This is a genomic window from Pseudonocardia sp. Ae331_Ps2 (assembly GCF_001932405.1).
Classification (GTDB): Bacteria; Actinomycetota; Actinomycetes; order Mycobacteriales; family Pseudonocardiaceae; genus Pseudonocardia.
In genome coordinates this window covers 3240039-3265315 of sequence record NZ_MCIM01000001.1, presented here as the reverse complement: position 1 = coordinate 3265315, position 25277 = coordinate 3240039, and the positions used below count along the sequence as shown (strand labels likewise).

The window sequence follows — 25277 nt, the reverse complement described above, 5'->3', positions numbered from 1 at the left end:
GCAGGCCCCGGTCGTCCGGGGGTGTGCCACACCCACCCACGGCCGCGGCGGACCTCCTACCGTGTGCGCCATGGCTTCGGAGCTCGGCGCGTACCTCGCCACCCGGCGCGCCCGGATCACCCCGGACGCGGTCGGTCTGCCCTCGGCGGGGCTACGCCGGGTCCAGGGGCTGCGCCGGGAGGAGGTCGCGATGCTCGCCGGGATGAGCGTGGACTACTACGTCCGCCTGGAGCAGGGGCGCGAGCGCCGCCCGTCGGCGGAGGTCCTCGAGTCGCTGTCGACGGTCCTGCAGCTCGACGCCGACGAGCGCTCGCACCTGTTCGCCCTGGCGGGGGCCACACCCAGGAAGGCCACGGCCGTCGCGACGGACCGGGTGGACCCCGCGCTGCGGCAGCTGATGGACGCGTGGCCGGACAACCCGGCGCTGGTCCACAACCGGGCCTTCGACGTCCTGGCGACCAACGAGATCGCCGATGCGCTCTTCGACGGCTGGTCGTTCTCGCGGAACCTGATGGAGATCGTGTTCTGCGACCCGGCCGCCCGCAGCTTCTACGTCGACCGGGACGCCGTCGCGGCGAACACCGTCGCGGGGTTCCGGCTCCACCACGGCCGCGCCCCGGAGGACCCGCGGATCAGGGCGGTCCTGCACCGGCTGCTCTCGAGCGGCCCGGAGTTCGAGGCGCTGTGGGCGGCGCACGACGCGCGGGGCAAGTCGCTGGAGCGCAAGCGCCTCCGGCATCCCCGGGTGGGGCCGCTGACCCTGACCGTGCAGACCTTCGACGTCCGCTCGGCCCCAGGCCAGCAGCTCGTCGTCTACCACGGTGAGCCGGGCGCCTCCGGCGACGCCCTGCGGCTGCTCGGCTCGCTGGCCGCCACGGACCGGGCACGGGGCTGAGGCGGCTCCCCGCTCGACGTCGTCCCCCGGCCTCGGCGGGCCCGCTGTTCCGCCCGTGACGGCCGACCCCGCCCGTCGCAGGAGGGGACACCGACCGGCCCGTCGAGGCCGAGCCGCCCCGACTGCAGGCGGGCGCCGGGCCGGTCGGCCGGGTCAGGTCCGGGGCGGGGCCACCGGAACGTCCCCGCCGGCCGGAGCGGAGTAGAACTGCCGGGCCCACCGCCGGTAGCGGCCGACGGGCCCGTCACCGGGGGCGAGCTTCGGGTGCTCGACGTAGATCTGGTGGTTCCACACCGGGAAGTCGGGAGCGGCGTCCCGGAGGGTGATGTGGTGCGCCAGGCGGCTGAACAGCTGCGAGAGCGGGTCGGTGATCAGCCGGCCCAGGACGTCGGGCACGAACGGGACCTTCTCCAGCGCCACGGTGGCGCCCAGGCGAAGGTGGAGCCTGCCCGGCGCCGTGGGGGTCGCGTGCAGCAGGACGTACATGTCACCGAGCGGGCCGAGCCGCGCCACGGCCGCCAACGTCGAGAGGCCGACGACGGTCAGCTCGTAGGACGCGCTGGGGACCAACGCCCGCCCGCCCGCGGTCACCGGGATCGTGCAGGTGGGCTCCCCGATCACCGGATCGGCGTCGATGGTGAGCCCGCTCAGGCCGTGCAGCTGGGTGAGGTGCCCGAAGTCGAACGCGTTCTCGACGATCATCTGCGGATGGCCCGCGAGGTCGACCGTGGTGTGCCGGAAGACGCTGGGCCGCGGGCCGTGCAGGGCGGGCACCTCCCAGGTCGGCGGCTCTCCCAGCGCATGCCGCCACACGTAGACGGAGCTGTTCACCTCGCACACGTCGTACCGCGTCAGCGCGGCCTTCGGCGGCTGCAGCCCGTAGCCGGTCGCCACGCAGGTCCCGCTCGTGTCGAAGGCGAACCGGTGGAACGGGCAGACGATGTTCTCGCCCTCGACCGCGCCGCCCGCCCCCAGATGTGCTCCCAGGTGCGGGCAGTAGGGCCGCACGGCCCGCAGCACTCCCCCGCGGGTGCGAAAGAGCACCACCTCCTCCCCCATCAGCGTGCGGGTGAGGACGCCACCGGGCGGGAGCTCGTCGGAGAAGGCGAGGCAGAACCAGCCGTCGGGATAGGGCAGCGCGGTCGCGGTGGCGGTCGCGGTCAGCGCATCGGCGCGGGCGGGACCGGAGTCGTCGTGGACGTAGCGGGTGAGACCGGACATCGCAGGTCCTCCGTGGTGGTGGGGGTGCTCACGGGCGGGGCCGCCGGCCCCAGGCGGAGATCAGCAGGAACGGCAGGTCGGCATGCCCGGGGTCGTCGAGCAGGGCGAGGCAGTCGGAGATGTCGTCGTCGGAGACGAGATCGTGCTCGCGTAGCAGCGGGCCGAACTGCGCCAGCGAGACACGCACGAGGCTGGTGGCGTTGCCGGTCGACCCCACGACGCCGGGGGTGCAGAGCACGCCGACCTCCACCAGCCCGGCTTCGGCGAGCATCAGCGGCAGGCCGGTGGCCCACCCGATGTCGGCGCCCATCCGGCCGGACGCGAGCCGGGAGAGCCCCTCCAGGCAGCGGTGGAAGGCGGTGCGGCTGCCGCCGGGCGGGGTGATGCGGAGCGTGGCGTCGACGCAGACCCACCCGCCCGGCGCGGTCCACCCCACCATCCTGGCCAGCGCGGCGGCCCGGTCGGGCAGGTGCTCCAGCAGGGCGCGGGCGTGCACGAGGTCGAACGAGGCGGCCGGGAAGTCGTCGTGCAGGACGTCGTGCCGCAACGGCGTCAGGTTCGCGACGTCGGTCGGGAGCAGGGTGGTGTCGAGATCGGTGACCACCACCTCGCCCGGCGCACAGCGCCGGGCCAGCCAGCGCCCCACCGACCCGGTCCCCCCGCCCAGCTCCAGGCATCGCCAGCCGGGCATCGGGTCCAGTCCGTCGAGGGCCCGTCGGGAACCTGCGTCGGCGAACTCCTCGTGGGCCCGGAGTCTGCGCAGCTCCAGCGGCTCGTCGTGGTCGAGGTGACCCGCTCCGTAGCCCGCCGTCATGCCGGGCACCCGGCCCCTGCCGAGGGCTCGCCGACCGCCGGTGCGGCGTCCCGTGCCACGACCCGCAGGGTCAGGCCGCGTGCGGTGATGGTGGCCTCCACCGCGGGCCGGAACGGCTCCGGGGAGAGCGGCTCGACGCGCCACCGCCGGAGGACCGCGTGCAGCGCGGTGACCATCTCGGTCAGTGAGGTGTTCTCAGTAGCGGGTTGATCATGTCGTGCGGTCGTACTCGGTGTGGAGTAGTACGAGCGCAGCTGCGGTGATCGCGCCGGTGCGCCAGGGACATAGCGTGACTCGCCGCAACGCGGCGAAGGTGGTCTTGAGCAGGGCGTTTCCGCGTTCGGCCAGAGCACGAAGGGCTGAGTGCAGGGTGTTGACGGTGCGCTGGTTGACCGTCTGCCCGCGGCCGGGGGCGAGTTTGATGGGCACGGTGAGCCGGTCGGCTTCGCCTTCGTAGCCGAGGTCGCCCAGCGCGGCGTGGGTGTCGTCGGTGAACGCGGCCAGGCCCTCGAGCAGCCCGGGGTGGGTACGGGCGCAGCGGGTGTCGTGCTCGCGGCCCGGCCGCACGTCGCTGGTCCATAGCGGCCATCCATCAGGTGCGGTGAGGACCTGGATGTTCCCGCCGTGGCGGCGGTGCTTGCCCGACCACCACAGGTCGACCCCGGGGGTGAGGCCGAGCGCGCGGCACCGGTCGGTGGCGATCAGGGTGCCGTCGAGATTCACGTGGGTGTGCCCGGCTGTGCGGGCGGCGAGCAGGGCTCCGTGCAGGCCGGGTGCGGCCGCGGCGAGGACGTCGATGCCTTCGTGCAGGTAACGGTAGGCCGTTGCAGTGCTGATCGCGTTGTCACCGGCCAAACATCGGACCCGGGTAGCATCACAGAACCAGCGGATCACCAGCACTGCCTGGGCGAACGGGGTCAACGCCCGCCGCCGGGTGCCACGTCGACGGCGTTGAAGGACCAGGAGCCGCGCCAGATAGGCCACGGTGCGCTCCCCGATCGGGAGGACAGCGGTGTAGGTGACAGGATCAGACATGCAGGACCTCGGTGACGGTGTCGATCTGTGCTGGACCGAACCGATCTACCGGGGTCCTGCCCCGTTCCCGCTCATCTCACCACCCTCGGCGTGTCGCCACGACCTGCCACCCCGCTACTGAGAACACCTCAGTAGGCAGGGCGCCGGTGCCTGTCGCGGCGGGGCGGGTGGCTCCGATGTAGTCGTCGCCGTTGTAGCGGTACCAGGCGGTCTGCACCGGCTTGCCGAACGTCGGCGCGTTCACCATCCGTCCGGAGCCGATGTACATGCCGACGTGGTGCACCTTCCTGTAGGTGCCGTAGAAGACCAGGTCCCCGGGCTGCAGCAGGGTGCCGTCGGGCACGCGGGGGCCCTGGCGGAACTGGGTGTGCGCGGTGCGCGGCAGCTCGACCCCGGCCTTGTCGTAGGCGAAGGTGGTGAGCCCGGAGCAGTCGAATCCGCGGTGCCCGTTCTCCGGGCCGTTCCCGCCCCAGATGTAGGGCAGCCCGATCTGCTTCATCGCGACCTCGACCGCGATCCTCGCGCGCTGGTCCGGCATGGCAGTGGTGGCGGCCGCTGGCTCGACGCCGGCCGTCACAGTGGACGTTGTCGACGGTGGCCCTGCTTCTGACACGAAACCGGGGCCAGAACCGAGGGACGACGGCGCCGATGCCGGGGAAGCCGGGTTCTGATCATCGATCGCAGCGGGGACCGACGCCAGACCTGAGCCGCCGAGCGACGTCACCGACCACAGCACCAGGCCCACGCACACCGCGGTCGCAGCCGACCCAACGGCATCCGGGCGCTCGGGGCGGTGCCGAGGACCCGGACCACGACCAGTGCGTTCCACGGATCCTGCGCTCGGAACGCGGGGAACCGCCGACCGAGCAGGACGTGCCAGAGCCCGATTCACTCGTCGCCTCCGGCCTCAGCCGACCAGCCGCGCCGGGGTGTGCCCGTCGTCGGCGGGGTCGGTGTCGGTTGCTGCTCGGGTCTGTCGACGGGGGAGGTTGCGGCACTGCTCGGCGGGAACGAGCAGGACCGTCGGGCTGCCGGCGAGGCCGGGATGGGAGCAGCTGCTGCGCAGGCCGTCGGACAACGACAGTCGGACGAACCCGCGTCCGACGAGCCGCTCGAGGAGCTGGTCCAGCGAGGAACAGCGGTGGTAGCCGTGCAGGAACACGATGGGGCGCCGCTGTTCCACGAGGGGCAGGAGCTGGGGCAGGGTGGCTGCACCGGTCCCGGTCAGGTCGAACCTGACCAGGTCGCAGCCGGTGAGCAGCGGCCCGGCCAGGTCCAGCAGCGCGGTTGCCCCGTCGCCGGTCGGGCAGTGGACGTGGGCGCGGTCGAGGCCGTCGAGGTGCAGGTGCCGCCGTGTGGCCTCGGCGGAGTCCCGGTCGCCTTCCACGACGATGTAGTCCCCGCGTGCGGCCCCGGCTCCCGCCCTGGTGTGCCCGCCGCCCGCCGAGCCGATCTCCACGACGCAGGACGCCGCGCCGCAGAGCCAGGCCCACCATGTCGTCGACGACTCCACCCGCACCTCGGCACCGTCGGCGCGGGCGGGGGCGTCGCGTTCGGTCGGGGTGTGGGTGTGGCGTCGCCGTCGTTCGCGCATCCGGGCGACGAATGCCCGAGGTGGCCCGAGTTGCTCGTGCTGGTCGTGCATCGTCGCTCCTCCGTCCGGGAGTGGCGTCGAGCCGGATCGTCGCGGTCGCACTCGGAGGGTCCGGTGCGCCGGAACCGGCCGTCATCGCCGCATCGTGTGCTCGTGAGGTGGACGGGCACCGAGGCCCGGTTCACCTGCTGGCTGCGGCCCACTGCTTGACCGACGCTGTGTAGGTTACACAGCGTCGGTCACCCCGGAAAGAGCAAAGTCGCATCACCCGCTTGACGGCTACGTCGAGGTCATGCACGCGGAACTCGCCGGGCCACTGGATGCCCCTGCCGCTCGACGACGGGGGTCATCGCCGTGACCGACACCCGCTCCGGGCAGGCCTGCCGCGGTGAGGGCGGGGGGCGCCGCCCCAGATCCTGATCCCCGTCCTAGCCGGTTCCGCGTCGTTCTCGTGCGCCTGACGTCGGCAGGTCCGAACACTGCAGCCCGAGGGCGATCGACGCAGGATCGGCCCGTCACATGCTGTGCAGCGCGGCGCTGGTGTAGCGGCGGTAGGCGCCGATGACGTCGTCGCGAGAGGCCTCGCCACGGTGTCGGAGCCACCAACGGCCCAGCTGCTCGCCGCCACCGGAGATCATCTGCGCGGCGACCATGACATCGGCCTCGCTCAGCTCCGGACGGCGAGCACTGATCAGCGCGGCGATGACCTGAACGCTGTCCTCACGCAGGCTCTCCAGCTGTTCGGCCGCTTCCCCGTACAGACCCGGGAAGCCGTAGAACAGAGCCCAGCGGCGCGGATCCTGCTCGATGAGAGAGAAGAACGCCTCCCCCGCGACCTGGAACAGGACCGACAGCTCCGCCGTCTCGGTCCCGGCCATCTCGGCAACCACCATCTCCTGGAACTCCACGCGGATCCGGCGCACGCAGGCGATGTAGGCGCCGGTCAGGGAGTCGAAGTGGTCGTAGAAGACCGGCCGACTCACCCCCGCCGCCCGGCAGACGTCCTCGACCGACACAGCCTGCAGTCCGCGTTCGAGGAACAACGCCTCCGCGCACTCCACGAGCTGTCGTGCGCGTACCGCCCGCGGGACCCGACCGTGGCGGAAGCCCTGGACCTCGCGGGGGCGGGTCCGGCCGTCGGGTCGTTCACCTCGAGCCGCCATGCTCTGAGGCTACATTGTGTAGGTCTAGGGCAAGCCTCATCGTGATGGAGGGGACCGGCGATCACCAGGGGAGGGCGAGGTTCTCCCACGTCGTGAAGGTGCCGTGCGCTCCGTCCGGACCGAGCCGGGCGACGCGGAGGATCTCGCGAGCGGCGTCCTCGATCGTGTCCGTCCCCTGGAAGTTGACCAGTTGGGTGTTCGCGAAGCCGGGTGACACGAGGTTGACCTTGATGCCGGTCGTCTCAGATTCGATCATCATGGCCAGCGTCACCGCGTTCAGTGCCGATTTCGACGCGGCGTACGACGTGCTGAAGTTGGCCCGGAGGTCGAGCTCGGGGTTCTCGGCAAGGGTCAGGGATCCGAGGGCGCTGGTGACGTTGACGACCCGGGCGTCGGTGGCCGCCTGCAGCAGCGGCACCATGGCCTGGTACACGGCCAGCGCGCCGATGACGTTCACTTCCCACACACCCCGCACCTCGTCGAGCGGGACCACGCTGGCCATGGACGCGGCGCGACTCGACTCGAGGTCGCCCCTGCCCGGGCGGGTGGTGGAGATCGCCGCGTTGTTGACCAGCACGTTCAGGCTGCCGACTTCCTCACGGATCCGCCTCGCCGCCGCCGCGACCGACTCGGTGTCGGTGACCTCGAGCTGAACGGCCACCGCGCCCTCCCCGATCTCCTTGGCGGCTATCTCGCCCCGACCCAGATCCCGGGAACCGATGTACACCGTGTACCCGTCTGCCACCAGGCCCGTGGCGACGTGCTTCCCCATGCCTTGATTCGCGCCGGTGACCAGGGCCGTGCGATTGTTCGTCATGGGGTTCTCCTTCGACCGGTGTGTGGGGTACACGGTTTCCTGCTTCCACTGGTGAGCCGTGCGTCCCCTCTCATTCTGCGAATCCTCGGATCGGGAGGAAGGACTCGACGATCCTGGGAGTGCCATACCCACCGCCCCTGGGGCCGAGCCCGCCACGGACCGCGCGACGAGGACGGACCACGTTGAGCGACGGCGTCGCCCCTACCCGCCTTCGTCCTCGGTCGGTACGCGGACATCCTCGTGAGCAACCCGTCGGCGGTGGCACTCTCGCCGCTCCTGACGATCACGCGGACGACCGCTGAACACCCCTGTGGACCAGTACGGCCAGGTAGACGCTCATCAGGAGCGCGATCATGATGCTCAGGCTGATACGGCCTGCGTCGAGCGGGGCATCGCCCCACAACAGCGCCGGGCCGAGCTGAGCCAGAAGAAGCAGCGACGTTGCGAACGCCTGTCCCCAGAGCGACACGGTCGGGAACTGGTGCCGTACCTTCCGCCCGATTCTGCGAACGGCCCGCTCGTCCTCGGCCCCGGTGAGGATCGCCGACACCAGTGGAGCCACGTGCCTACCGTGATCCACACCGAGCCTCAGCACACTCTCACGCCCTGGCGTCTCGATGCACAGCACGCGATGGCTGCCCCAGGACGTCGGTCGACGGATGCTCCGGGGCTCGACCGACACCGACCGAATGTCGTGTGCCGGGACCGAGAAACCGTCGGCGCGTAGCCGCTTCTCTGCCGTGTTCGGCTCGAAGACCACTTCATCCGGGGTCACCGTCACGACACCACGGCGCGGCCATCGGCCGGCATAGCTCGTCGCCGGAACCCGCACCCTCTGCACCTCCCGCGACCCCGGACCATCTGCGCCCGTCGGCGCACCGTGATCCCGTCGGACACAGCGCAAGTCAGCCGCCGATCGGACCGCCCGGCATGGACACTCGGCTGATCACTCACAACGACTGCATCCGGGTAAGAAAAAGGCCGGGACGTTAGTCCTGGCCTGGTGAAGAAGGGTGGAGCTGAGGGGATTCGAACCCCTGACCCCTTGACTGCCAGTCAAGTGCGCTACCAGCTGCGCCACAGCCCCTTGCGACATGAAGAACACTACACCGGCCGGTTTCCGGCCCGGAAAGGGGGGTGCCCCTCCCGGCGTCGCGCCCTACCGTCGACCCCGTGCAGCCCTCTGACATCGGACGACTGGTCACCCTCGGCCCCCCTGCAGTGTCCCCGGACGGCGCGCACGTCGCCGTCGCGGTCCGCCGCGTCGACCTCGGCGCCAACCGGTACCGGACGGCGATCTGGCTCACGCCGACCGACGGCAGCGGTCCACCGCGGCGGCTGACCGGCTCCGAGCACGGAGACTCCTCCCCCGCCTGGTCGCCGGACGGGACGCGGCTCGCCGTCGTCACCGGGCGCGACGGCGGCGGCGCACGGCTGCGGGTACTGCCGATCGGCGTCCCGGGCGAGCCGGTGGTGGTCTGCGAGCGTCCGGAGGGGATCTCCGAGCCGGTGTGGTCGCCGGACGGCACCCGGATCGCGTTCGTGTCCCGGGAGCGGGCGGCCCGGTGGGCCACCGGCGACGACGACCGGGCCCGCGAACCCCGCCGGATCGACCGGCTGTTCAGCCGGCTGGACGGGGAGGGCTGGATCATCGACCGTCCGTCGACGGTGTTCGTCGTCGACGCCGGGGGCGGCGACCCGGTGGCCGTCGCGGGCGGGCCGTACGAGCACTCGTCGCCCGCCTGGTCGCCCGACGGGCGGACCCTCGCCGTCGTCGCGGACCGCGAGCCGGGGTGGGACCTGGACGAGACGGCGCGGATCTACCTCGTCGATGCGGCGGGCGGAGACGCGGCGGGCGGAGATGCGGCGGGCGGCCGCGAGCCGCGGCTGCTCACCCGCAGCGGTCGCCACCACACGCACCCGTCCTGGGCGCCGGACGGCACCCGGCTGGCCACCCTGGCCTCCGACGACCACCTGGCGGCCCCGGCACACGCGTCGCCGGCGCTGGTCGACATCGCGACCGGGCGCGAGGACGTCCTGGCGACCGGCATCGACCGCACCTGGCGGCCCTTCCCCGGCGCCCGCGCCCCGATCTGGGACGACGGGCACCTGCTGGTGTCCTGCGAGGACCGCGGCGGGGTGCACCTGTACCGGGTCGCGGCCGACGGACCGGGCGCGGGCACCGCGGAGGCGCTGCTGACCGGCGCGCGGGCCGTCGCCGCCTACGACCGGGCGGGCGGGAGCACCGTCGTGCTGGTCACCGACCACGACCATCTCGGGGAGCTGCACGTCACCGACGACGGGTCGCTGCGCCGGCTCACCGCGCTCACCGAGCCCTTCCACGACGCCGTGCCGCGCGGGCGCACCCCGTACCGGCTGGCCGTGCCGTCCCCGGCCGGGGACGGCGACATCGACACCTGGGTGCTGCTGCCCGACGAGCCCGCCACCGGCGCCGGCGGCCGGCTGCCGGTGCTGCTGTCGATCCACGGCGGCCCGATGACCCAGTACGCCGACGCCTGGTTCGACGAGTTCCGGCTGTGGGCGGGCGCCGGCTACGCCGTCGTGTGGTGCAACCCGCACGGATCGACCGGCTACACCCAGGACCGGGTACGGGCGATCCGCAGCCCGCTGGCGGAGACCGCACCCGGGACCGGCTGGGGCGGGATCGACGCCGACGACGTGCTCGCCGCGCTCGACGGCGCCCTCGCGGAGTTCGACCAGCTCGACCGGGACCGGGTGGGCGTGCTCGGCGGGTCCTACGGCGGATACCTCACCTCGTGGCTGGACGCCCACCACTCCGACCGGTTCGCCGCCGCCTGCAGCGAGCGGGCGGTGAACAACCTGGAGTCGCTGGACTGGAGCTCCGACGCGGCCGGGTGGTTCGGCCACGAGCTGGGCCGCTCGTGGCTGGACGCGCCGGAGGAGTACCGGCGGATGTCCCCGCTGCACCACGTCCGCGGCATCGACGTGCCGATGCTGATCCTGCACTCCGAGGACGACCTGCGGTGTCCGGTCGAGCAGGCCGACGCGTTGTTCGTCGCGCTGCGGCTGCTCGGGCGGCCGGTGGAGTACTGGCGGTTCCCGGAGGAGAGCCACGGGATGTCGCGGGACGGGTCGCCGCGCCACCGAGTCCAGCGGGCGCAGATCATCCTCGACTTCTTCGGCCGGCACCTCGGCGGGCGCAGGCCGGCGCAGGTGCCCGCGGGCTGAGGGCGCGGGCCGAGGGCGCGGGGGGCCGTGCTCAGCCGGCCCGGCTCCGGCCGTCGTCCCCGGCGGGGTCGGCGGCGTCGCCGAGATCGTCGACGCCGCCGACGTCACCGAGGCCGCCGACGGTGTCGGTCTCCGGGCCGACCGAGCGCGGTGCGCCGTCGGCGGCCCGGACCGGCTCGCCGACGGGCTCGCGCAGCCGTCGCAGGGCGGGGTCGTCGGCCCAGAACTCGTCGAACCCGTGCTCGGCGAACCGGTCGGCGACGCGGTGCATCGCGATGTCGTGGCGCACGTAGAGGTGCGCGAGCAGCACCGCGGCCGGGTCGTCGGTGTAGAGGCCCCAGGTGCGGTCGGCGGTGAGGCCCCCGATCACCGCCTGGTCCCGGTCCGCGACGACGACGAGCATCCGCCGGCCGAGGTTGTCCTCGACCGCCGACGGGGCCGAGTAGCGGTGTTCGATGTGCCAGCCGACCGGGTCGTCGTCGACGCCGAAGACGACCGTGGCGACGTCGACGCCGTGCTCCTCGGCCCGGCGGACCGTGGGCTTGAGGGTCTCGACGTCCTCCGGCCAGCCGAGCACGTACAGCTCGGAGCGGGCCGCGGCGGCGACGTCCTCGGCCCGTTCGAGCAGCATCCGGCGCTCGGTCAGCGAGTGCACCAGCCGTACCTGCGGCGGCGCGGTCAGCCGCGGGATCTCGTTCTGCAGGATGCCCAATGTGCGGTCGAAGTCGCGGCGCATCCGCTCCAGCAGCGTCGCGGGCGGCAGCGGGACGTAGCCGGTGCCGTCGGCGGCCCGGACCTCGAAGGCCGCGCCGCGGCCGACGAGCTTGCCCAGCGTCTCGTAGACGGTGCTGCGCGGCACCCCGGACCGCTTCGCCACCTCGTACCCGTTGACCGCCTCGCCCGCGCTGACCAGCGCCACGTAGGCCTTGGCCTCGTAGCCCGACAAGCCCAGTCGCTGGAGCTCTTCCGTCACCCGACGTACGGCCATTACAAGATCATCTCAATCGTTCGTCACCGTCCCGCGACATCTCGCCGCGTCCACTCCCCAGGTCGATCGCGGGCGACCGATCGATACGCCCGAATCCGCACCATCATCACAATCGTTGATCGGGCGCGCGCGTCACGCCGGCCCGCATCGCCGCATCCGCCTCACGGAGGATCTCCCGCATGGCCGCTCCGGCGGCAGGGGCGTCACCCGCCCGGACGGCGTCGGCGACGTCGCGGTGCAGCCGGATCGCCTCCGGTTCCGGACGACTGGGCATCAGGTGGTGCCGGGTCCGCCCCGCGAGCACCTCGGCGACGACGTCGCCCAGCGCCGCGACCATCTCGTTGCCCGAGGCCGCGAGCAGGGTCCGGTGGAAGAGCTGGTCGGCCTCCAGGTAGGCGAACAGGTCCCCGGCGCGGCCGTGCGCGGTCATGTCCATCACCGCGCCGACCAGTACCCCGCACTGCTCCGGGGTGGCCCGGTCGGCCGCCAGCTCGGCGGCCAGCGGTTCGACGCCGCAGCGCAGCTCGGACAGCGACCGCAGCTGCTCGTCGCGACCCGGGCCGTCGAGCCGCCAGCGGATCACCCTCGGGTCGTGCACGTTCCACTGCCCGCGCGGGGAGACGGTGGTGCCGACCCGGCGCCTGCTGCGCACCAGGCCCATCGACTCCAGCACCCGCACGGCCTCCCGGACGACGGTCCGCGACACCCCGTAGCGGTCGCCCAGTTCCTCGGCCCGCAGGACCTCGCCGGGGCCGATCGTGCCTGCGGCGATCGCGGTCCCGAGCCGGTCCAGGACGTCCGCGTGCAGTCCCGTGCCCTCCGTCGCGCCGCTCACGGTCGAATCGTGCCACCTCACGATGCCGGGCACCGGAAAAGGCATATCTGAACCGATCCGGTATTGAAAAAGTAATACTTTTGACCGACTCTGGACCCACAACGGCCCGGGTACTCCCGGTCCGCGTGCCGATGCCGCCACACCGTGAGGAGCCGATGCAGTGACGCAACAGCCGGCGACACACCAGCCACCACCCCGCCCCCTCGTCGTCGTGATGGGGGTGTCCGGCTCCGGGAAGTCCACCGTCGGTGCCGCCCTCGCCGACGCACTCGGTGTCCCGTTCACCGACGCCGACGGTCTGCACCCGGCCGCCAACGTCGCGAAGATGACCCGGGGGATACCGCTCACCGACGCCGACCGCGAGCCCTGGCTCGACGCCGTCGGCGCCCGGTTGGCCGAGCACACCGGCACCGGGCTCGTCGTCGCCTGCTCGGCGCTGCGCCGCACCTACCGCGACCGGCTCCGCGCCCACGCGCCGTCGACGGTGTTCGTGCACCTCTCCGGCGACGCGGCGGTGCTCGCCGAGCGCATGGGCGGACGTTCCGGGCACTTCATGCCGACCGCGCTGCTCGACTCCCAGCTGGCCACCCTGGAGCCGCTGGCCGCCGACGAGGCCGGGACGACCCTGGACATCCGGAGGCCGGTCGACGAGATCGTCGCGGGCGCCGTCGCCGCCACCGGGTCGGAGGTGGCCCCGCGATGACGCTGCACCCCGCACTCGTCCTGGCCGCGGAGCAGGCCCAGCCGGTCGCGTCCGCCGGCCGCCTGGTGACCGCCGCGCTGGTGGGGATCGTCGCGCTGGTCCTGCTGATCACGCAGTTCTCGCTGCACCCGTTCCTGGCCCTGACCATCGGCTCGCTGCTGGTCGCGGCGGTGGCGGGCATGTCGATGGGCGACGCCGTGGCGGCCTTCTCCGACGGGTTCGGCTCGACCGCCGCGAGCGTCGGCACGCTGATCGCGCTGGGCGCGATGTTCGGCAAGCTGCTCGCCGACTCCGGCGGTGCCGACCGGCTGGTCGACACGATCGTCTCCCGCTCCGGCCCGCGGACCCTGCCGTGGTCGATGGCCGCCGTCGGGGCACTGATCGGCCTGCCGATGTTCTTCGAGATCGGTCTGGTCATCCTGATGCCGGTGATCTTCCTGGTCGCGCGCCGGGCCCAGGTCTCGCTGATCGCCGTCGGCATCCCGGCACTGGCCGGGCTGTCGGCGATGCACGGTCTCGTCCCGCCGCACCCCGGCCCGCTCGCCGCGATCGGCATCCTCGACGCCGACCTGGGCATCACCCTGGTCCTCGGCGTGCTCGTGTCGATCCCGGTCGTCGTGCTGGCCGGGCCGCTGTTCGCGACGCTGGCGGCCCGCTGGGTCGACGTCTCCCCGCCCGCGTTGTTCGAGTCCCCGGTCGCGGCCGGGAGCACCACCGCGTCCGCCGCGTCCGCCGGATCGGCCGGGACCGGCGCGGGTGCCGACGCCGGTCCCGGGTCCGGTGCCGATTCCGACGCCGGTGCCGATTCCGGTGCCGGCCGCGACGTGCCGGACGGCGGTCCCACCCGGCGCCCCGGGTTCGCCGCCACCCTGTTCACGGTGCTGCTGCCGGTCGTGCTCATGATGAGCAAGGCCGTCGGCGACATCGCCGCACCCGAGGGCAACCCGGTGCGCGCCGCGCTGGACTTCGTCGGCACGCCGCTGGTCGCGCTGCTGCTGTCGGTGCTGGTCGCGATGGTCACCCTCGGCACCGGCTCGGGGATGAACCGCGCCGGGATCATGGGCTCGCTGGAGAGGTCGCTCCCCGCGATCGCCGGGATCGTGCTGATCGTCGCCGCGGGCGGCGGGTTCAAGCAGACCCTGGTCGACACCGGGATCGGCGCGATGATCGCGGGCTGGGCCACCGGCGCCGGCATCTCCGCACTGCTGCTGGGCTGGCTGGTCGCGGTGGCGATCCGGCTCGCGACCGGGTCGGCGACCGTCGCGACGGTGACCGCCGCGGGGATCCTCGTGCCGCTGCTGCCGACGCTCGACCCGACCCAGACCTCACTGCTGGTGCTGGCGATCGGCGCGGGCTCGCTGTTCTTCTCCCACGTCAACGACGCCGGGTTCTGGCTGGTCAAGGAGTACTTCGGGCTCACCGTCGGCCAGAACATCAAGACCTGGTCGATCATGGAGACCGTCATCTCGGTCTCCGGCCTGGTCCTGGTGCTGCTCATCGACCTGGTGATCTGACCCCGCTCAGACGACGACGCCGGCCCGGGTCGCCGGGTCGGCGGCGGTCGCCCGGGACCCGGGTCCGTCGACGTCGGCGACAGTGCGGGCGAGCCGGCGCACCGCCTCGGTCAGCACCGGTCCGGGGTGGGTGAACGGCACCCGCAGCCGGTCGGTGAACGCGTGCCCGGCCCCGAACCGTGGGCCGGGCGCCAGCACCAGACCGTGCCGCGGGGCCGCCGCGGTCAGCGCCGTCGAGACGTGGGCACCGAGGTCACACCACAGCGCGAGCCCACCGTCGGGGACGGTGAAACGCCAGTCCGGCAGGGTCGCGGCGAGCTCGGCGGCCAGCAGGTCGCGCCCGGTGCGCAGCACCCCGACCCGTTCGGCCCGCAGCACGTCGAGCCGTTCCAGCACCTCGACGGCGACCAGCTGCTCCAGCACCGGCAGCGCCAGCTGGGCCCTGGCCAGTCGTCGTCGCAGCCGGGCCGCGCGCTCGCGGCCGGCCCGGACCCACCCGATCCGCAGCCTGCCCCAGGCGATCTTGCTGAGTCCGCCGACGGTGACGACGTCGTCGGGTCCGGCGGCGTGCGCGGCACACGGCAGCGGCCCCGTGGCGCCCCCGCGCAGGTCCAGCTCGGCGAAGGTCTCGTCGACCAGGGCGACCGTGCCCTGACGGGCGAGGCGCTGCACCAGCCGGGCGCGGGCGTCGTCGTCGAGCAGACGGCCGGTGGGGTTCTGGAAGTCCGCCATCAGGTACGCGGCCCGCGCCGCGGTCTGCCGGGCGGCCCGAGGCAGCACCGTCTGGGGCGTCGCGCTGGCGCCGTCCACCGCCACCGGGACGGCGACCGCTCCCGCGTCGGCGACGACGTCGAGCGCCGACGGGTAGGTGGGATGCTCGACGAGCACCCGGTCCCCCGGCCCGGCCAGCTCGGCGAGGACGATCCCGATCGCCTGCAGCGCCCCGCCCGTCACGACGACCTGCTCCGGCCCGGTCGGGAGCCCCCGGGTCGTGAACCGGTCGGCGATCGCGGCCCGCAGCGCAGGCAGGCCGTCCGGCCCGTAGCCGTGTCCGGCCAGCTCCGCGGCACCCCGCTCGACGGCGCGGGCGACCAGGTCGGGCAGTACCGCGGGCGCGGCGGGGGCGGCGTGGGCGAGGTCGATCGCGCCACGGTCCACCGGCCCGGGTGCCCACACCCCGTCGACGCCACCGGTCCGGTCCGGGAGCCGCACCCAGGTGCCCGCCCCGTGCCGGGCCTCGGCCCAGCCGTCGTCGCGCAGCTCGCGGTAGGCACGGGCGACCGTCACCCGGCTGACGCCCAGTGCCTCGGCCAGCGGCCGCTCCGCCGGCAGCCGGGTGCCCGAGGGCAGCCGGCCGTCGCCGGTCAGCACCCGCACCGCATCGGCCAGCACCCGGTACGCCGGGCCGCGCCCGCCGTGGACGTCGCCGCACAGCGCGGCGAGGCGCTCCGCCCCGATCCCCTGCGTCATTCCCGATCCACTTTCGCTCGAGTGGCACGGTGACGACAGGCCACCGGTGGAAGCAGCATGCCATCTCGTGACGATCGACAACTCCCGCTGGTCGCTGCGGATGCCGCGGCGCACCCGGCGACTCACCCAGCTCGTGGCCGGCCTCGTCGCCTACGGGGTCTCGATGGCGCTGACGATGCGCGCGACCCTCGGGTCGACCCCCTGGGACGTGTTCCACCAGGGCGTCGCCGGCCGTACGACGCTGTCGGTGGGCGCGGTGACCGTCGTCGTCGCGGTCGGGGTGCTGCTGCTGTGGATCCCGCTGCGGGAACGGCCGGGGATTGGCACGGTGACCAACGTCGTCGTCATCGGGGTCACGGTGGACCTGGCGCTCGCGTTGCTGCCCGCCCCGGAGGCGCTGTGGCTGCGGGTGGGGTTCGCCGCCGCCGGGATCGTGCTGAACGCGGTGGCGACGGCCGCCTACATCGGGGTCGGGCTGGGACCGGGCCCGCGGGACGGGCTGATGACCGGGCTCGCGGCCCGCACCGGCCTGTCGGTACGGCTGGTGCGGACCGCGATCGAGGTGACGGTCGTGCTGGTCGGGTGGTCGCTCGGCGGTGTCTTCGGCCCGGTGACGGTGGTCTACGCGCTCGCCGTCGGGCCGCTGGTGCAGTGGTTCCTGCCGCGTGTGAGCGTGGGTGCGGTCAGCCCGTCACCTTCGACAGCCAGTTCCCGTTGCTCAGATCCATCTTGACCCCGTCGACCATCACGGTCGGGGTGCCGAACCGGCCACCGGGCGCCACCGCCGGGTCGGCGACGGCGGCCCTGGTCGCGTCGGCGATCGCCTGGCTGTTGGCCTGGCGGGTGACGCAGCCGGCGAAGTCGCCCTTGGCGCCCAGCTCCGTGCCGAGCGCGATCAGCTCCTGCACCGACTTCCCGGCACTGCCCTCGGCGGGCTGGTCGGTGTAGAGGCGGGAGTGGTAGGCGGGAAAGATCCCGGCGTCGGCGGCGCACAGTGCGGCGTTGCCGGCGCGGGTGGAGTAGCCGGGCGGGGTCGAGCGCTCGTCGAGGATGACGATGTGGTGATAGTTGATCTTCGCCTTGCCCTCGTTCACCGCGGTGGTGAGCTGGTTCCCGACGCCGCTCTCCAGCTGCTTGCAGGCGGGGCAGAGATAGTCCTCGTAGAGGTCCACGGTCACCGGGGCGGCCTGGTTCCCGGCCTTCACGACGACGCCGTCGCGGGTCACGGGGTAGGTCGCGACGGTCGCCTGCTGGTAGTTCTGGTACAGCACGTAGACGCCGGTGGCCAGGGCGATGACCAGCACCAGGGCGCCGATCCCGAGGTTGCGACCGAGCCCGCCCGAGGTCCGCGGCGGGCTGATCCCGGCCGCCTGCAGCCGGGCCTGCGCGGCCTCCCGGCGCTCGCGCTCACTCTGTCCCATCAGTGCTCCTCCGTCGCGTCCGCCGGCGCCCGCCGGTCGTGGTCGTGTGTCCCGGCCCGGTCCCCGCGCCCGTCGAGGGAGAACAGCGTCCGCGGGCGCACCGCCAGGAACACCGCGGCCGCTGTGAAGGCGAGGTCGCGCAGCAGGGACGGGCCGTAGCTCGTGTCGTCGGGGTCGACCGGCCCGCCGCCGCCGAAGCAGCCGCAGTCGATCGCCAGCCCGCGGGCCCACGCCTGCACCAGCCCCGCGACGAACGCGAGCAGCAGCACGGTGCCCACCACCGCGGCGAGCCGGGTGGCGAGGCCCGCGAGCAGCAGCATGCCGAGCGCGATCTCCAGCGGCGGCAGCAGGGTCGCCACCGGCACGACGAGAGCGTCCGGCAGCACCCGGTAGGCGGCGACGGCGACGGCCGTGGTGAACGGCTCGCTCAGCTTCACCGCTCCCGACACCAGCCAGACCGCGGCGAGTCCCAGCCGCAGCACGGTGCCCAGCACGTCGAGCGGGCGGGCTGCGGTCACGACGGAGGAGCCTAGCGATCCCGCCGGGTCAGAACTCCTCGCGGGCGGACTCCTGCTCGAGCAGCGCGTCGAGGTCAGTCAGCCGCTTCATCGTGGCGACGGCACGGACGGTGCGGTTGTTGCCCGCCATCGTCTCCTCGTGGCGGTGCACGAACTGCCAGTAGCCCGCGGTGAACGGGCAGGCCTTCTCCCCCACCCGCACCGTCGGGTCGAAGGCGCAGCCGGAGCACAGGTCGGTCATCCGGTTGATGTAGGCGCCGCCGGAGGCGTAGGGCTTGGTGGCCATCCGTCCGCCGTCGGCGTGCTGGCTCATCCCGATCACGTTGGCGGGCATCACCCAGGCGAACCCGTCGACGAACGCCGTCGCGAACCAGTCGTTGAGCTCCGCGGGCCGGTAGCCGCGCTGCAGGGCGTGGTTGCCGAGGATCATCAGGCGCGGGATGTGATGGGTCCAGCCGCGGTCGCGGACCCCGCCCAGTGCGTGCGACAGGCAGTTCGCGGTGACGGCGTCGGCGTCGAGGTCGGTCCACCAGTCCGGCAGCGGCGTGCGGGCCCGCAGGTGGTTGCGACGCGTGTAGCCGCGCCCGAAACGCCAGTACAGCTGCCAGACGTACTCCCGCCAGCCGAGGATCTGACGGACGAACCCCTCGACGCTGGACAGCCGGGCGTCCCCGTCGCGGTAGGCCTGCTCGGCGGCGTGCACCGCCTCCAGCGGGTGCAGCGCACCCAGGTTCATCGGCACCGACAGCAACGAGTGCGCCATCGCCCAGTCCTGCTCCAGCACCGCGTCCTCGTACGGGCCGAAGGTGTCCAGACGGTGCCGGACGAAGTGCCGCAGGGCCGCGGTCGCCTCCTCGTGGGTGACGGCGAAGCGGCGCGGTCCGTCCCGGCCGACGGTGGGGTACCCGGCCGCGTCGAGGTCGGCCCGCACGCGTGCGTCGACGTCGTCCTCGCGAGGCTCCCAGGGCGGCTCGACGTCGAGTGTCCGGGCGCCCTTCGGCGGGGACTCGCGGTTGTCGTGGTCGTAGTTCCACGTCCCGCCGACGGGCTCCTCCCCGTCCATCAGCACGGAGAACCGCTCGCGCTGGGCGCGGTAGAAGTCCTCCATCCGGAAGGTCTCGCGGTCACCGGCCCAGGCGTCGAACTCGTCCTTCCCCAGCGCGAAGGTGGGGGTGGGCCGGACCTCGGTGACCAGCCCCTCCCGCACGAAGCGGCGGACCATGTCCGAGGCGGGGAACGACGTCGGCTGGTGCACCACCACCGGGCGGCCGACGCGTTCCAATGCCTCGCGGTAGGTGTCGGTGCGCAGGTGGGTGGCCCGGTCGCCGAGCTGCTCGGCGAGGTGGCGCATCCCGGACAGGACCAGGTGCAGCTTCTGGCGGTGGTGGCGACGCCTGCCCAGCGCCCGCGCGGACTCGACGATCACGATCTCGCGGTCGGCGAACTCCTCGGTGTCCCACACGTGCGGACCGAGCTGGTCGGCGAACAGCCAGAGCGGAGCCGTGTCATCGGACGACATCGACCCAGTGTCGGGCCGGTCGCGCACCGCCGCGCGGCGACCGCATCCGTCCTATCGTTGCGGGCGTGAACGATCCGGAGCTGGAGGCGGAACTCGCCGACCACAGCCACGACCACTCCCATCGGGACGTCTCGGGCGGCTGGCTGCGCGCCGCGACGTTCGGCGCGATGGACGGCCTGGTCACCACCATCGCGCTGATCGCGGGCGTCGGCGGGGGCGGGGCGGACCGCGACCTGATCGTGCTGACCGGACTGGCGGGCGTCGTCGCGGGGGCGTTCTCGATGGCCCTGGGCGAGTTCGCCTCGGTCGGCACCCAGAACGACGCGCTCGACGCCGAGGCCGCCGTCGAACGCCGCGAGCTCGTGCTGCACCCGCGCGCCGAGGAGCACGAGCTGGCCGCCCGGTTCCGCGAGATGGGACTGACCGGGCAGACGGCGGACGCCGTCGCGCGCGAGGTGCACCGCGACCCTGAGCTGGCGCTGCGGATGCACGTCAGCCAGGAGCTGGGCGTCAGCCTGGACGACAAGCCCTCGCCGTGGGTGGCGGCGACGTCGTCGTTCGCCGCGTTCGCGGTCGGTGGCCTGATCCCGCTGCTGACGTTCCTGCTCGGCTACGGCTCACTGGCGCTCGGTCTCGCCGTCGGCGGGCTCGGCCTGCTCGTCGCGGGGGCGCTGACCTCGCGGTTCACCTCCCGGTCGTGGTGGGCGGCGGCGCTGCGCCAGCTGGCGTTCGGCGCGATCGCGGCCGGTGCGACCTACCTGGTCGGGATGCTCATCGGGGTCAGCGCCGCCTGAGCGGGCTCAGTCCTCGACGCTGATCACGCGGGCCGGGCACACGTGCTCGGCCTCCTTCACCGCGTCCCGGTCGCCCTCGGCGGGCGAGTCGGTCAGCAGATCGACGATTCCGTCGTCGTCCTGGTCGAAGACGTCGGGCGCGGTCACCACGCACTGGCCGGCCCCGATGCACAGTTCCTTGTCCACGATCACGCGCATGGACATCAGAATGCCACCGGCAGCGCGTGCACGCCGTAGACGGCCATGTCGTCGCGGAACGCGATCTCCGAGTCCGGCACGGTGACACGCAGCCCCGGGAAGCGCCGCAGCAGCGCCGGATAGGCGATCTGCAGCTCGAGGCGGGCCAGCGGCTGCCCGAGGCACTGGTGCACCCCGAACCCGAACGCGACGTGCCGGTTCGTCCCGCGGGACACGTCGACCTCGTCGGGGTGCGGCCACTGCCTCGGGTCGCGGTTGGCCGCCTCGGCGGCGAGCACCACGCCCTCCCCCGCCCGGATCGTGACGCCGCCGATCTCCAGGTCCTCGGTCGCGACCCGGCGACGGCCGATGTGGGTGACGGTGAGGACCCGCAGCAGCTCCTCGACCGCGCCGCGGACCTGCGTGGCGTCGCCGTCGCGGACGGCGGCGAGCTGGTCGGGGTGGAGCAGCAGGGTCAGCGTGCCGAGGGCGATCATGTTCGCCGTCGTCTCGTGCCCGGCGACGAGCAGCAGCAGCGCCGAGGCGCTCGCCTCGTCGACGGTGAGGTCCCCGGCCGCGACCCGGGCGGCCATGCCGCCGAGCACGTCGTCGCGCGGCTCGGCCAGCCGGGCCCGGACGAGTCCGGCCAGATAGTCCTGCAGCGCGTCCGACGCCGCGGCCGAGGCCTCCGCGCTGGAGGTGAGGTCGACCATGATCCGGCTCTGGGCCTCGAAGAACGCGTGGTCGACGTAGGGCACCCCGAGCAGGTGGCAGATCACCAGCGACGGCAGCGGCAGCGCGAACGCCTGCACCAGGTCGGTCGGGTTCTCCCCGGCCTCCATGGCGTCCAGCAGCTCGGTGACGGTCTGCTCGATCAGCGGCCGGAGGCGCTCGATGCGGCGCACGGTGAACTCGCCGATGAGCATCCGCCGGTGCCGGGCGTGCTCGGGACCGTCCATCATGATGAAGCTGCGGCGGCGCCCCTGGGACCGCACGTGTCGCGACCGCGACGTGGCCGGGTAGCCCTCGCGGTCGGCGTCGGCGGACAGCCGCTCGTCGGCGAGCGCGGTGCGGACGTCGTCGTAGCGGGTGACGAGCCACGGCGTGCTGCCGTCCCAGATCCGGACGCGGGCGACGCCCGACCCCCCGGCGGGGCACTCGTCCTCACGGATGCGGGCGAGTTCGGCGGGCGGGTCGAAGGGACACTCACGCGCCATCGGGTAGGTGGGCACGGGTTGGGTCACGGCGGTCATCGGCATCACTCCCACCAGAGATGTTAGCAATGCACAGTTTCGCCGCGCAACGATCCTTCCCGGGGAGCGACCCTCCCGGGAGACGGGAACGGCCCCGTCCCGGGGTCGGGACGGGGCCGCTGGGCGGTGGAGGTGCCGGGAATCGAACCCGGGTCCTCCGTCGGTTCACGAGGGCTTCTCCGTGCGCAGTCCGCTGTGTCTCTACTCGGATCCACCGGTCACGCGAACAAGCCGGTGTGACGATCCCAGCCGCTGTTGGATGTCCCCTGCGGTTCCGCGGCCGAACCGCAGGGTGAGTCCCCTGAATGATGTCGGGACCCGGAGCGGGGACGCCTCCGGCCCGACAGCCCCTACCTGGTGATCAGGCAGCGAGCGCGTAAGCGCTCTGGGCAGTGCGACTGTTGTCGGCACTTATTTTTTTGCGACGCATGGTTAACGAGATCATCGTCGCCTTCCTCGGCACGCTTCACCTCGATCAACGATCGGAGTCGAAACCGTTCACCCCCTGGTCGGGTCCCGCGGGACCCGCGGTCCATCTGCACTCCGCCCGGACGTACCCGGACGGACGCACAGCATAACGCCCCGCGCCCGCCCGGACATTCCGGTTGCCGGTGGGTGGCGTGTCACCCGGCCGCGACCTCGTAGGTGTGCCCCGCGGCGCGCAGCCGGTCGACCAGCACGTCGCCCAGCGCGGTGGCCGGGGTGAGGCAGCCCGCGCGGTCGGGCAGCGCGGACCCGCCCAGGGCCAGGGCGAGGCCCGCCTCGGCGAACATCACCGCGGTGGCCGCGTAGCCGGGGTCCCCGGGGCCGGACACCCGCACCCGGTAGCGACGCCCGGACTCGGTCTCGGCGCGGACGTCCATCCGGAACCAGCCGCGCTCGCGGGTCCGCTCCGACGGCCCGGTGCCCGGCGCGGGCAGCACCCGGTCCAGCAGCGGGCGGATCGGCCGGACCATGAACGCGCCGACCAGCGCGCCGAGCCCGGCGGTGACCACCGCCGCTGCGACCGCGCCGGACACCCCGCGCCCGCAGCCCTGCAGCTCGCCGTAGCGCAGGCCGCGGCCGTAGGCGTGGTCGAGCAGCGCGTTCGAGCGGCGCACGATCCGGGTGTTGTACGACGCCATCACGAACGGCGCGGTCCAGGTGCCGTCCGGGAGCCGGGCCGGCGGCCCCGCGTCCGCGGGCTGCGACGGCGTCGGCTCGGCCGCGGGGTCGGGGCTCAGCGAGTGCGGACGGGCGGCCAGACGCCGGGCGTCGCGATCGGTGCGGACGGTGTCCAGCTGCCCGCGCAGCGAGTCCACCGTGCCGCCGGAGACCCCGCCGCGCATCGTCGCGACCGTGCGGACCTCGGTGAGCCCGCCGGCGCCGTCGGCCTGCGCGGCCCGGTGCGCGAGCCACACCCCCAGATCGGAGGGGACGGAGTCGTAGCCGCAGGAGTGCACGATCCGCGCACCGCTCGCGCGGGCGGTCTCGTGGAAGCGGTCGATCGCCTCGCGGACGAACAGCCCCTCACCGGTGAGGTCGGCGTAGTGGGTACCGGCCTTCGCGCACGACCCGACCAGCCCCAGGCCGTACTTCGCGTACGGGCCGACCGTGCTCAGCACCACGCGCGCGCCCGCGGCGAGCCGGTCGGTCGCGGCCGGGTCGGCGGCGTCGGCGACGATCAGCGGCCAGTCCCGGGCCGACCCGGGCAGCGACGCCCGGGTCGCGGCGAGCTTGGCCTCCGAACGCCCGGCCAGCGCGATGCGCACCCCGGGCGGGGCGTGCTCGGCGAGGTGGCGGGCGATGAGGCCGCCGACGAAACCGGTCGCGCCGTAGAGGGCGATGTCGACCGGTTCACCCGGGGCGGCTCCTCCGGTCGGGTCGTGCTGTGGGCTGACCATCTAGGAACTCCTCGTGTCGTCGACGCCCAGCAGCGCGGCCGGGGCGTCGTGCAGGACCGAGCGCAGGAACGGCGCGCCGAGGCGGGGTTCGGCGGCGGCCCAGTCGGCGATCGCGGCGAGCTGTTCGGCGTAGGCGTAGGGGATGTTGGGGAAGTCGGTGCCGAGCACGATCCGGCCCGGGTACTCGGCCAGGCGCGCCGGCCAGTCCGACGGCAGCGGGGAGAGCCGCTGGGAGAACGCGGTGCCGACCATCGTCGTGTCGAGCACCAGGTTCGGGAACCGGTCGAGCAGCTCCAGCGCGCCCCGGAAGTCCGGCATGCCCGCGTGGGCGAGCACGATCCGCAGGTCCGGGTGGGCCTCGAGCACCTCGGCGAAGATCTGCAGCCCGGTGTACTCGCCGGGGATCGGCCCGTCGCCGCAGTGCACGACCGCGGGGACACCCGCGTCGGCGAGCAGCCCCCAGGCGTCGCGCAGCAGGGGGTCCCGCGGGTCGAACCCGCCGACCTGGACGTGCACCTTGACCAGCCGCGCCCCGTCGGAGACGGCACGGCCGAGGTAGTCCACGACCGAGGGCTCCGGGTAGAGGGTGGCCGTGCGCACCGCACGCGGGTGGCTGTCGGCGAACTCGCCCGCCCAGCCGGTGAGCCACTCCCCCATGCCCGGCTTGTGCGGGTAGGTCAGCGGGGCGAACGCGAGCACGCCGAGCCGCTCCAGGACGGCATAGCGCTCATCCTCGGGCAGCCGGTAGTGCACCGGCCACGGGGTGCCGTAGTGGGTCTCGGCGGCGTCGAAGTAGGCCCAGACCTTGTCGAGCATCCGCTGGGGCAGGAAGTGCACGTGCACGTCGACCAGGCCGGGCAGGCCCAGCTCGGCGGTCCAGCGAGGCACGTCGGCATCGTCGACCGGCGGGACGGGAAGATCCACGGCCCCACCCTAGGCGGGCCGTGGCTCAGCCGCGCAGGTCCCGGGCCCGCCCCTTGGCCGCGCGGCCGACGGCACGCGCGATCTCCTTCTGGGCGTCCTTCTTGGCCAGGTCGCGGCGCTTGTCGTAGTCCTTCTTGCCCTTGGCGAGCGCGATCTCGCACTTGACCTTGCCGTCGTTGAAGTACAGCGACAGCGGCACCAGGGTGAGCCCGCCCTCGCGGGTCTTGCCCATCAGCCGGTCGATCTCCCCGCGGTGCAGCAGCAGCTTGCGGGTGCGGCGCGGCTCGTGGTTGGTCCAGCTGCCGCGCACGTACTCCGGGATGTGCAGGTTGCGCAGGAAGACCTCGCCGTCGTCGATCGTGGCGAAGGCGTCGACCAGCGACGCCCGGCCCAGACGGAGGCTCTTCACCTCGGTCCCCTTGAGCGCGACCCCGGCCTCGAACTCCTCCAGGATCGCGTAGTCGTGCCGGGCCCGACGGTTCTGCGCGATCACCTTCCGGCCCTGTTCCTTCACACCACCAGCCTACCC

General features: G+C 73.3%; 26 protein-coding genes, 1 tRNA gene and 1 other RNA gene. 6 read left to right on the top strand and 22 right to left on the bottom strand.

What is annotated here, in order from left to right; translation table 11 throughout:
• The first annotated feature begins 70 nt into the window (after window positions 1–70).
• Entirely contained in the window at window positions 71–895 is an 825-nt protein-coding gene (locus Ae331Ps2_RS15750) for a helix-turn-helix domain-containing protein (RefSeq protein ID WP_075308020.1), read from the top strand.
• A 153-nt stretch (window positions 896–1048) separates the two neighbouring features.
• Here Ae331Ps2_RS15750 and Ae331Ps2_RS15745 read toward each other — a convergent pair whose 3' ends face one another.
• From Ae331Ps2_RS15745 to Ae331Ps2_RS15700, 10 genes are all read right to left on the bottom strand, one after another.
• Complete coding sequence (locus Ae331Ps2_RS15745; protein ID WP_075308022.1) at window positions 1049–2116, bottom strand: aromatic ring-hydroxylating dioxygenase subunit alpha; 1068 nt, start codon at window positions 2114–2116, stop codon at window positions 1049–1051.
• Window positions 2117–2144: 28 nt separating this feature from the next.
• Window positions 2145–2930, bottom strand: a complete 786-nt coding sequence (locus Ae331Ps2_RS15740; RefSeq protein ID WP_075312292.1) for a class I SAM-dependent methyltransferase — start codon at window positions 2928–2930, stop codon at window positions 2145–2147.
• Window positions 2927–3106, bottom strand: a complete 180-nt coding sequence (locus tag Ae331Ps2_RS15735) for a hypothetical protein (RefSeq protein ID WP_075308024.1) — start codon at window positions 3104–3106, stop codon at window positions 2927–2929. The genes Ae331Ps2_RS15740 and Ae331Ps2_RS15735 overlap by 4 nt, the downstream gene beginning before the upstream one ends.
• Before the next feature lie 34 nt (window positions 3107–3140).
• On the bottom strand, window positions 3141–3965 hold the full coding sequence (locus Ae331Ps2_RS15730) for a transposase family protein (RefSeq protein WP_075313133.1): 825 nt from the start codon (window positions 3963–3965) through the stop codon (window positions 3141–3143).
• Between the two features lie 76 nt (window positions 3966–4041).
• Window positions 4042–4503 (bottom strand): C40 family peptidase, encoded by a 462-nt coding sequence (locus tag Ae331Ps2_RS15725; RefSeq protein ID WP_075329745.1) that lies wholly within the window; start codon window positions 4501–4503, stop codon window positions 4042–4044.
• A 369-nt stretch (window positions 4504–4872) separates the two neighbouring features.
• Window positions 4873–5610 (bottom strand): hypothetical protein, encoded by a 738-nt coding sequence (locus tag Ae331Ps2_RS15720; protein ID WP_139318800.1) that lies wholly within the window; start codon window positions 5608–5610, stop codon window positions 4873–4875.
• A gap of 464 nt (window positions 5611–6074) precedes the next feature.
• Window positions 6075–6722 (bottom strand): TetR/AcrR family transcriptional regulator, encoded by a 648-nt coding sequence (locus Ae331Ps2_RS15715; RefSeq protein WP_083695613.1) that lies wholly within the window; start codon window positions 6720–6722, stop codon window positions 6075–6077.
• 61 nt (window positions 6723–6783) lie between these two features.
• Window positions 6784–7539 carry an SDR family NAD(P)-dependent oxidoreductase gene (locus tag Ae331Ps2_RS15710; protein WP_075308034.1) on the bottom strand — a complete coding sequence of 252 codons (756 nt, stop codon included), beginning with the start codon at window positions 7537–7539 and terminating at the stop codon, window positions 6784–6786.
• 283 nt (window positions 7540–7822) lie between these two features.
• Window positions 7823–8371 (bottom strand): hypothetical protein, encoded by a 549-nt coding sequence (locus Ae331Ps2_RS15705; RefSeq protein ID WP_139318801.1) that lies wholly within the window; start codon window positions 8369–8371, stop codon window positions 7823–7825.
• Between the two features lie 182 nt (window positions 8372–8553).
• Window positions 8554–8626, bottom strand: a tRNA-Ala gene (locus Ae331Ps2_RS15700).
• An 86-nt stretch (window positions 8627–8712) separates the two neighbouring features.
• Here Ae331Ps2_RS15700 and Ae331Ps2_RS15695 point away from each other — a divergent pair.
• Window positions 8713–10749: a S9 family peptidase gene (locus tag Ae331Ps2_RS15695; protein WP_075308038.1), complete on the top strand. Its 2037-nt coding sequence runs from the start codon at window positions 8713–8715 to the stop codon at window positions 10747–10749.
• Between the two features lie 31 nt (window positions 10750–10780).
• Here Ae331Ps2_RS15695 and Ae331Ps2_RS15690 read toward each other — a convergent pair whose 3' ends face one another.
• Window positions 10781–11722, bottom strand: a complete 942-nt coding sequence (locus Ae331Ps2_RS15690) for a TrmB family transcriptional regulator (protein ID WP_249265598.1) — start codon at window positions 11720–11722, stop codon at window positions 10781–10783.
• Between the two features lie 121 nt (window positions 11723–11843).
• On the bottom strand, window positions 11844–12572 hold the full coding sequence (locus Ae331Ps2_RS15685; protein WP_043280180.1) for a FadR/GntR family transcriptional regulator: 729 nt from the start codon (window positions 12570–12572) through the stop codon (window positions 11844–11846).
• A gap of 160 nt (window positions 12573–12732) precedes the next feature.
• Here Ae331Ps2_RS15685 and Ae331Ps2_RS15680 point away from each other — a divergent pair, with 160 nt between their 5' ends.
• Window positions 12733–13275, top strand: a complete 543-nt coding sequence (locus tag Ae331Ps2_RS15680; RefSeq protein ID WP_369804809.1) for a gluconokinase — start codon at window positions 12733–12735, stop codon at window positions 13273–13275.
• The gene (locus tag Ae331Ps2_RS15675) at window positions 13272–14789 is read left to right on the top strand and encodes an SLC13 family permease (protein ID WP_075308042.1); all 1518 of its coding nucleotides are present in this window, start codon (window positions 13272–13274) and stop codon (window positions 14787–14789) included. The genes Ae331Ps2_RS15680 and Ae331Ps2_RS15675 overlap by 4 nt, the downstream gene beginning before the upstream one ends.
• A 6-nt stretch (window positions 14790–14795) precedes the next feature.
• Here the strand turns inward: Ae331Ps2_RS15675 and Ae331Ps2_RS15670 are convergent, their stop codons facing one another.
• The gene (locus tag Ae331Ps2_RS15670) at window positions 14796–16259 is read right to left on the bottom strand and encodes a PLP-dependent aminotransferase family protein (protein WP_075308044.1); all 1464 of its coding nucleotides are present in this window, start codon (window positions 16257–16259) and stop codon (window positions 14796–14798) included.
• 100 nt (window positions 16260–16359) lie between these two features.
• Here Ae331Ps2_RS15670 and Ae331Ps2_RS15665 point away from each other — a divergent pair, with 100 nt between their 5' ends.
• Complete coding sequence (locus tag Ae331Ps2_RS15665; protein ID WP_075312294.1) at window positions 16360–16992, top strand: hypothetical protein; 633 nt, start codon at window positions 16360–16362, stop codon at window positions 16990–16992.
• Here Ae331Ps2_RS15665 and Ae331Ps2_RS15660 read toward each other — a convergent pair.
• The 3 genes from Ae331Ps2_RS15660 to Ae331Ps2_RS15650 are packed head-to-tail and all read right to left on the bottom strand — an operon-like array spanning window position 16943 to window position 19717.
• Complete coding sequence (locus tag Ae331Ps2_RS15660) at window positions 16943–17680, bottom strand: thioredoxin domain-containing protein (RefSeq protein ID WP_075308046.1); 738 nt, start codon at window positions 17678–17680, stop codon at window positions 16943–16945. The two genes, Ae331Ps2_RS15665 and Ae331Ps2_RS15660, sit on opposite strands and share 50 nt — an antisense overlap.
• Complete coding sequence (locus Ae331Ps2_RS15655; protein WP_075308048.1) at window positions 17680–18198, bottom strand: MauE/DoxX family redox-associated membrane protein; 519 nt, start codon at window positions 18196–18198, stop codon at window positions 17680–17682. The genes Ae331Ps2_RS15660 and Ae331Ps2_RS15655 overlap by 1 nt, the downstream gene beginning before the upstream one ends.
• A 28-nt stretch (window positions 18199–18226) precedes the next feature.
• Entirely contained in the window at window positions 18227–19717 is a 1491-nt protein-coding gene (locus Ae331Ps2_RS15650) for a cryptochrome/photolyase family protein (RefSeq protein ID WP_075312296.1), read from the bottom strand.
• 65 nt (window positions 19718–19782) lie between these two features.
• Between Ae331Ps2_RS15650 and Ae331Ps2_RS15645 the strand changes: the two genes are divergently transcribed.
• The gene (locus tag Ae331Ps2_RS15645; RefSeq protein ID WP_020625648.1) at window positions 19783–20511 is read left to right on the top strand and encodes a VIT1/CCC1 transporter family protein; all 729 of its coding nucleotides are present in this window, start codon (window positions 19783–19785) and stop codon (window positions 20509–20511) included.
• 6 nt (window positions 20512–20517) lie between these two features.
• On the opposite strand, the gene Ae331Ps2_RS15640 is transcribed toward Ae331Ps2_RS15645, so the two are convergent.
• The 6 genes from Ae331Ps2_RS15640 to smpB all read right to left on the bottom strand — a co-directional run bounded on the left by Ae331Ps2_RS15640 (window position 20518) and on the right by smpB (window position 25262).
• Window positions 20518–20709 carry a ferredoxin gene (locus Ae331Ps2_RS15640; protein ID WP_043280175.1) on the bottom strand — a complete coding sequence of 64 codons (192 nt, stop codon included), beginning with the start codon at window positions 20707–20709 and terminating at the stop codon, window positions 20518–20520.
• A gap of 5 nt (window positions 20710–20714) precedes the next feature.
• Window positions 20715–21941 carry a cytochrome P450 gene (locus Ae331Ps2_RS15635; RefSeq protein WP_075312298.1) on the bottom strand — a complete coding sequence of 409 codons (1227 nt, stop codon included), beginning with the start codon at window positions 21939–21941 and terminating at the stop codon, window positions 20715–20717.
• A 124-nt stretch (window positions 21942–22065) separates the two neighbouring features.
• Window positions 22066–22447, bottom strand: a transfer-messenger RNA (tmRNA) gene (ssrA, locus tag Ae331Ps2_RS15630).
• A 117-nt stretch (window positions 22448–22564) separates the two neighbouring features.
• Window positions 22565–23824 carry a trans-acting enoyl reductase family protein gene (locus Ae331Ps2_RS15625; RefSeq protein WP_075308050.1) on the bottom strand — a complete coding sequence of 420 codons (1260 nt, stop codon included), beginning with the start codon at window positions 23822–23824 and terminating at the stop codon, window positions 22565–22567.
• A complete protein-coding gene (locus Ae331Ps2_RS15620) occupies window positions 23825–24748 on the bottom strand; it encodes an amidohydrolase family protein (RefSeq protein ID WP_075308052.1) in 924 nt (307 codons plus the stop codon). It lies immediately after the preceding gene.
• Window positions 24749–24773: 25 nt separating this feature from the next.
• A complete protein-coding gene (gene smpB, locus Ae331Ps2_RS15615; protein WP_043280662.1) occupies window positions 24774–25262 on the bottom strand; it encodes an SsrA-binding protein SmpB in 489 nt (162 codons plus the stop codon).
• Between the last annotated feature and the right edge of the window lie 15 nt (window positions 25263–25277).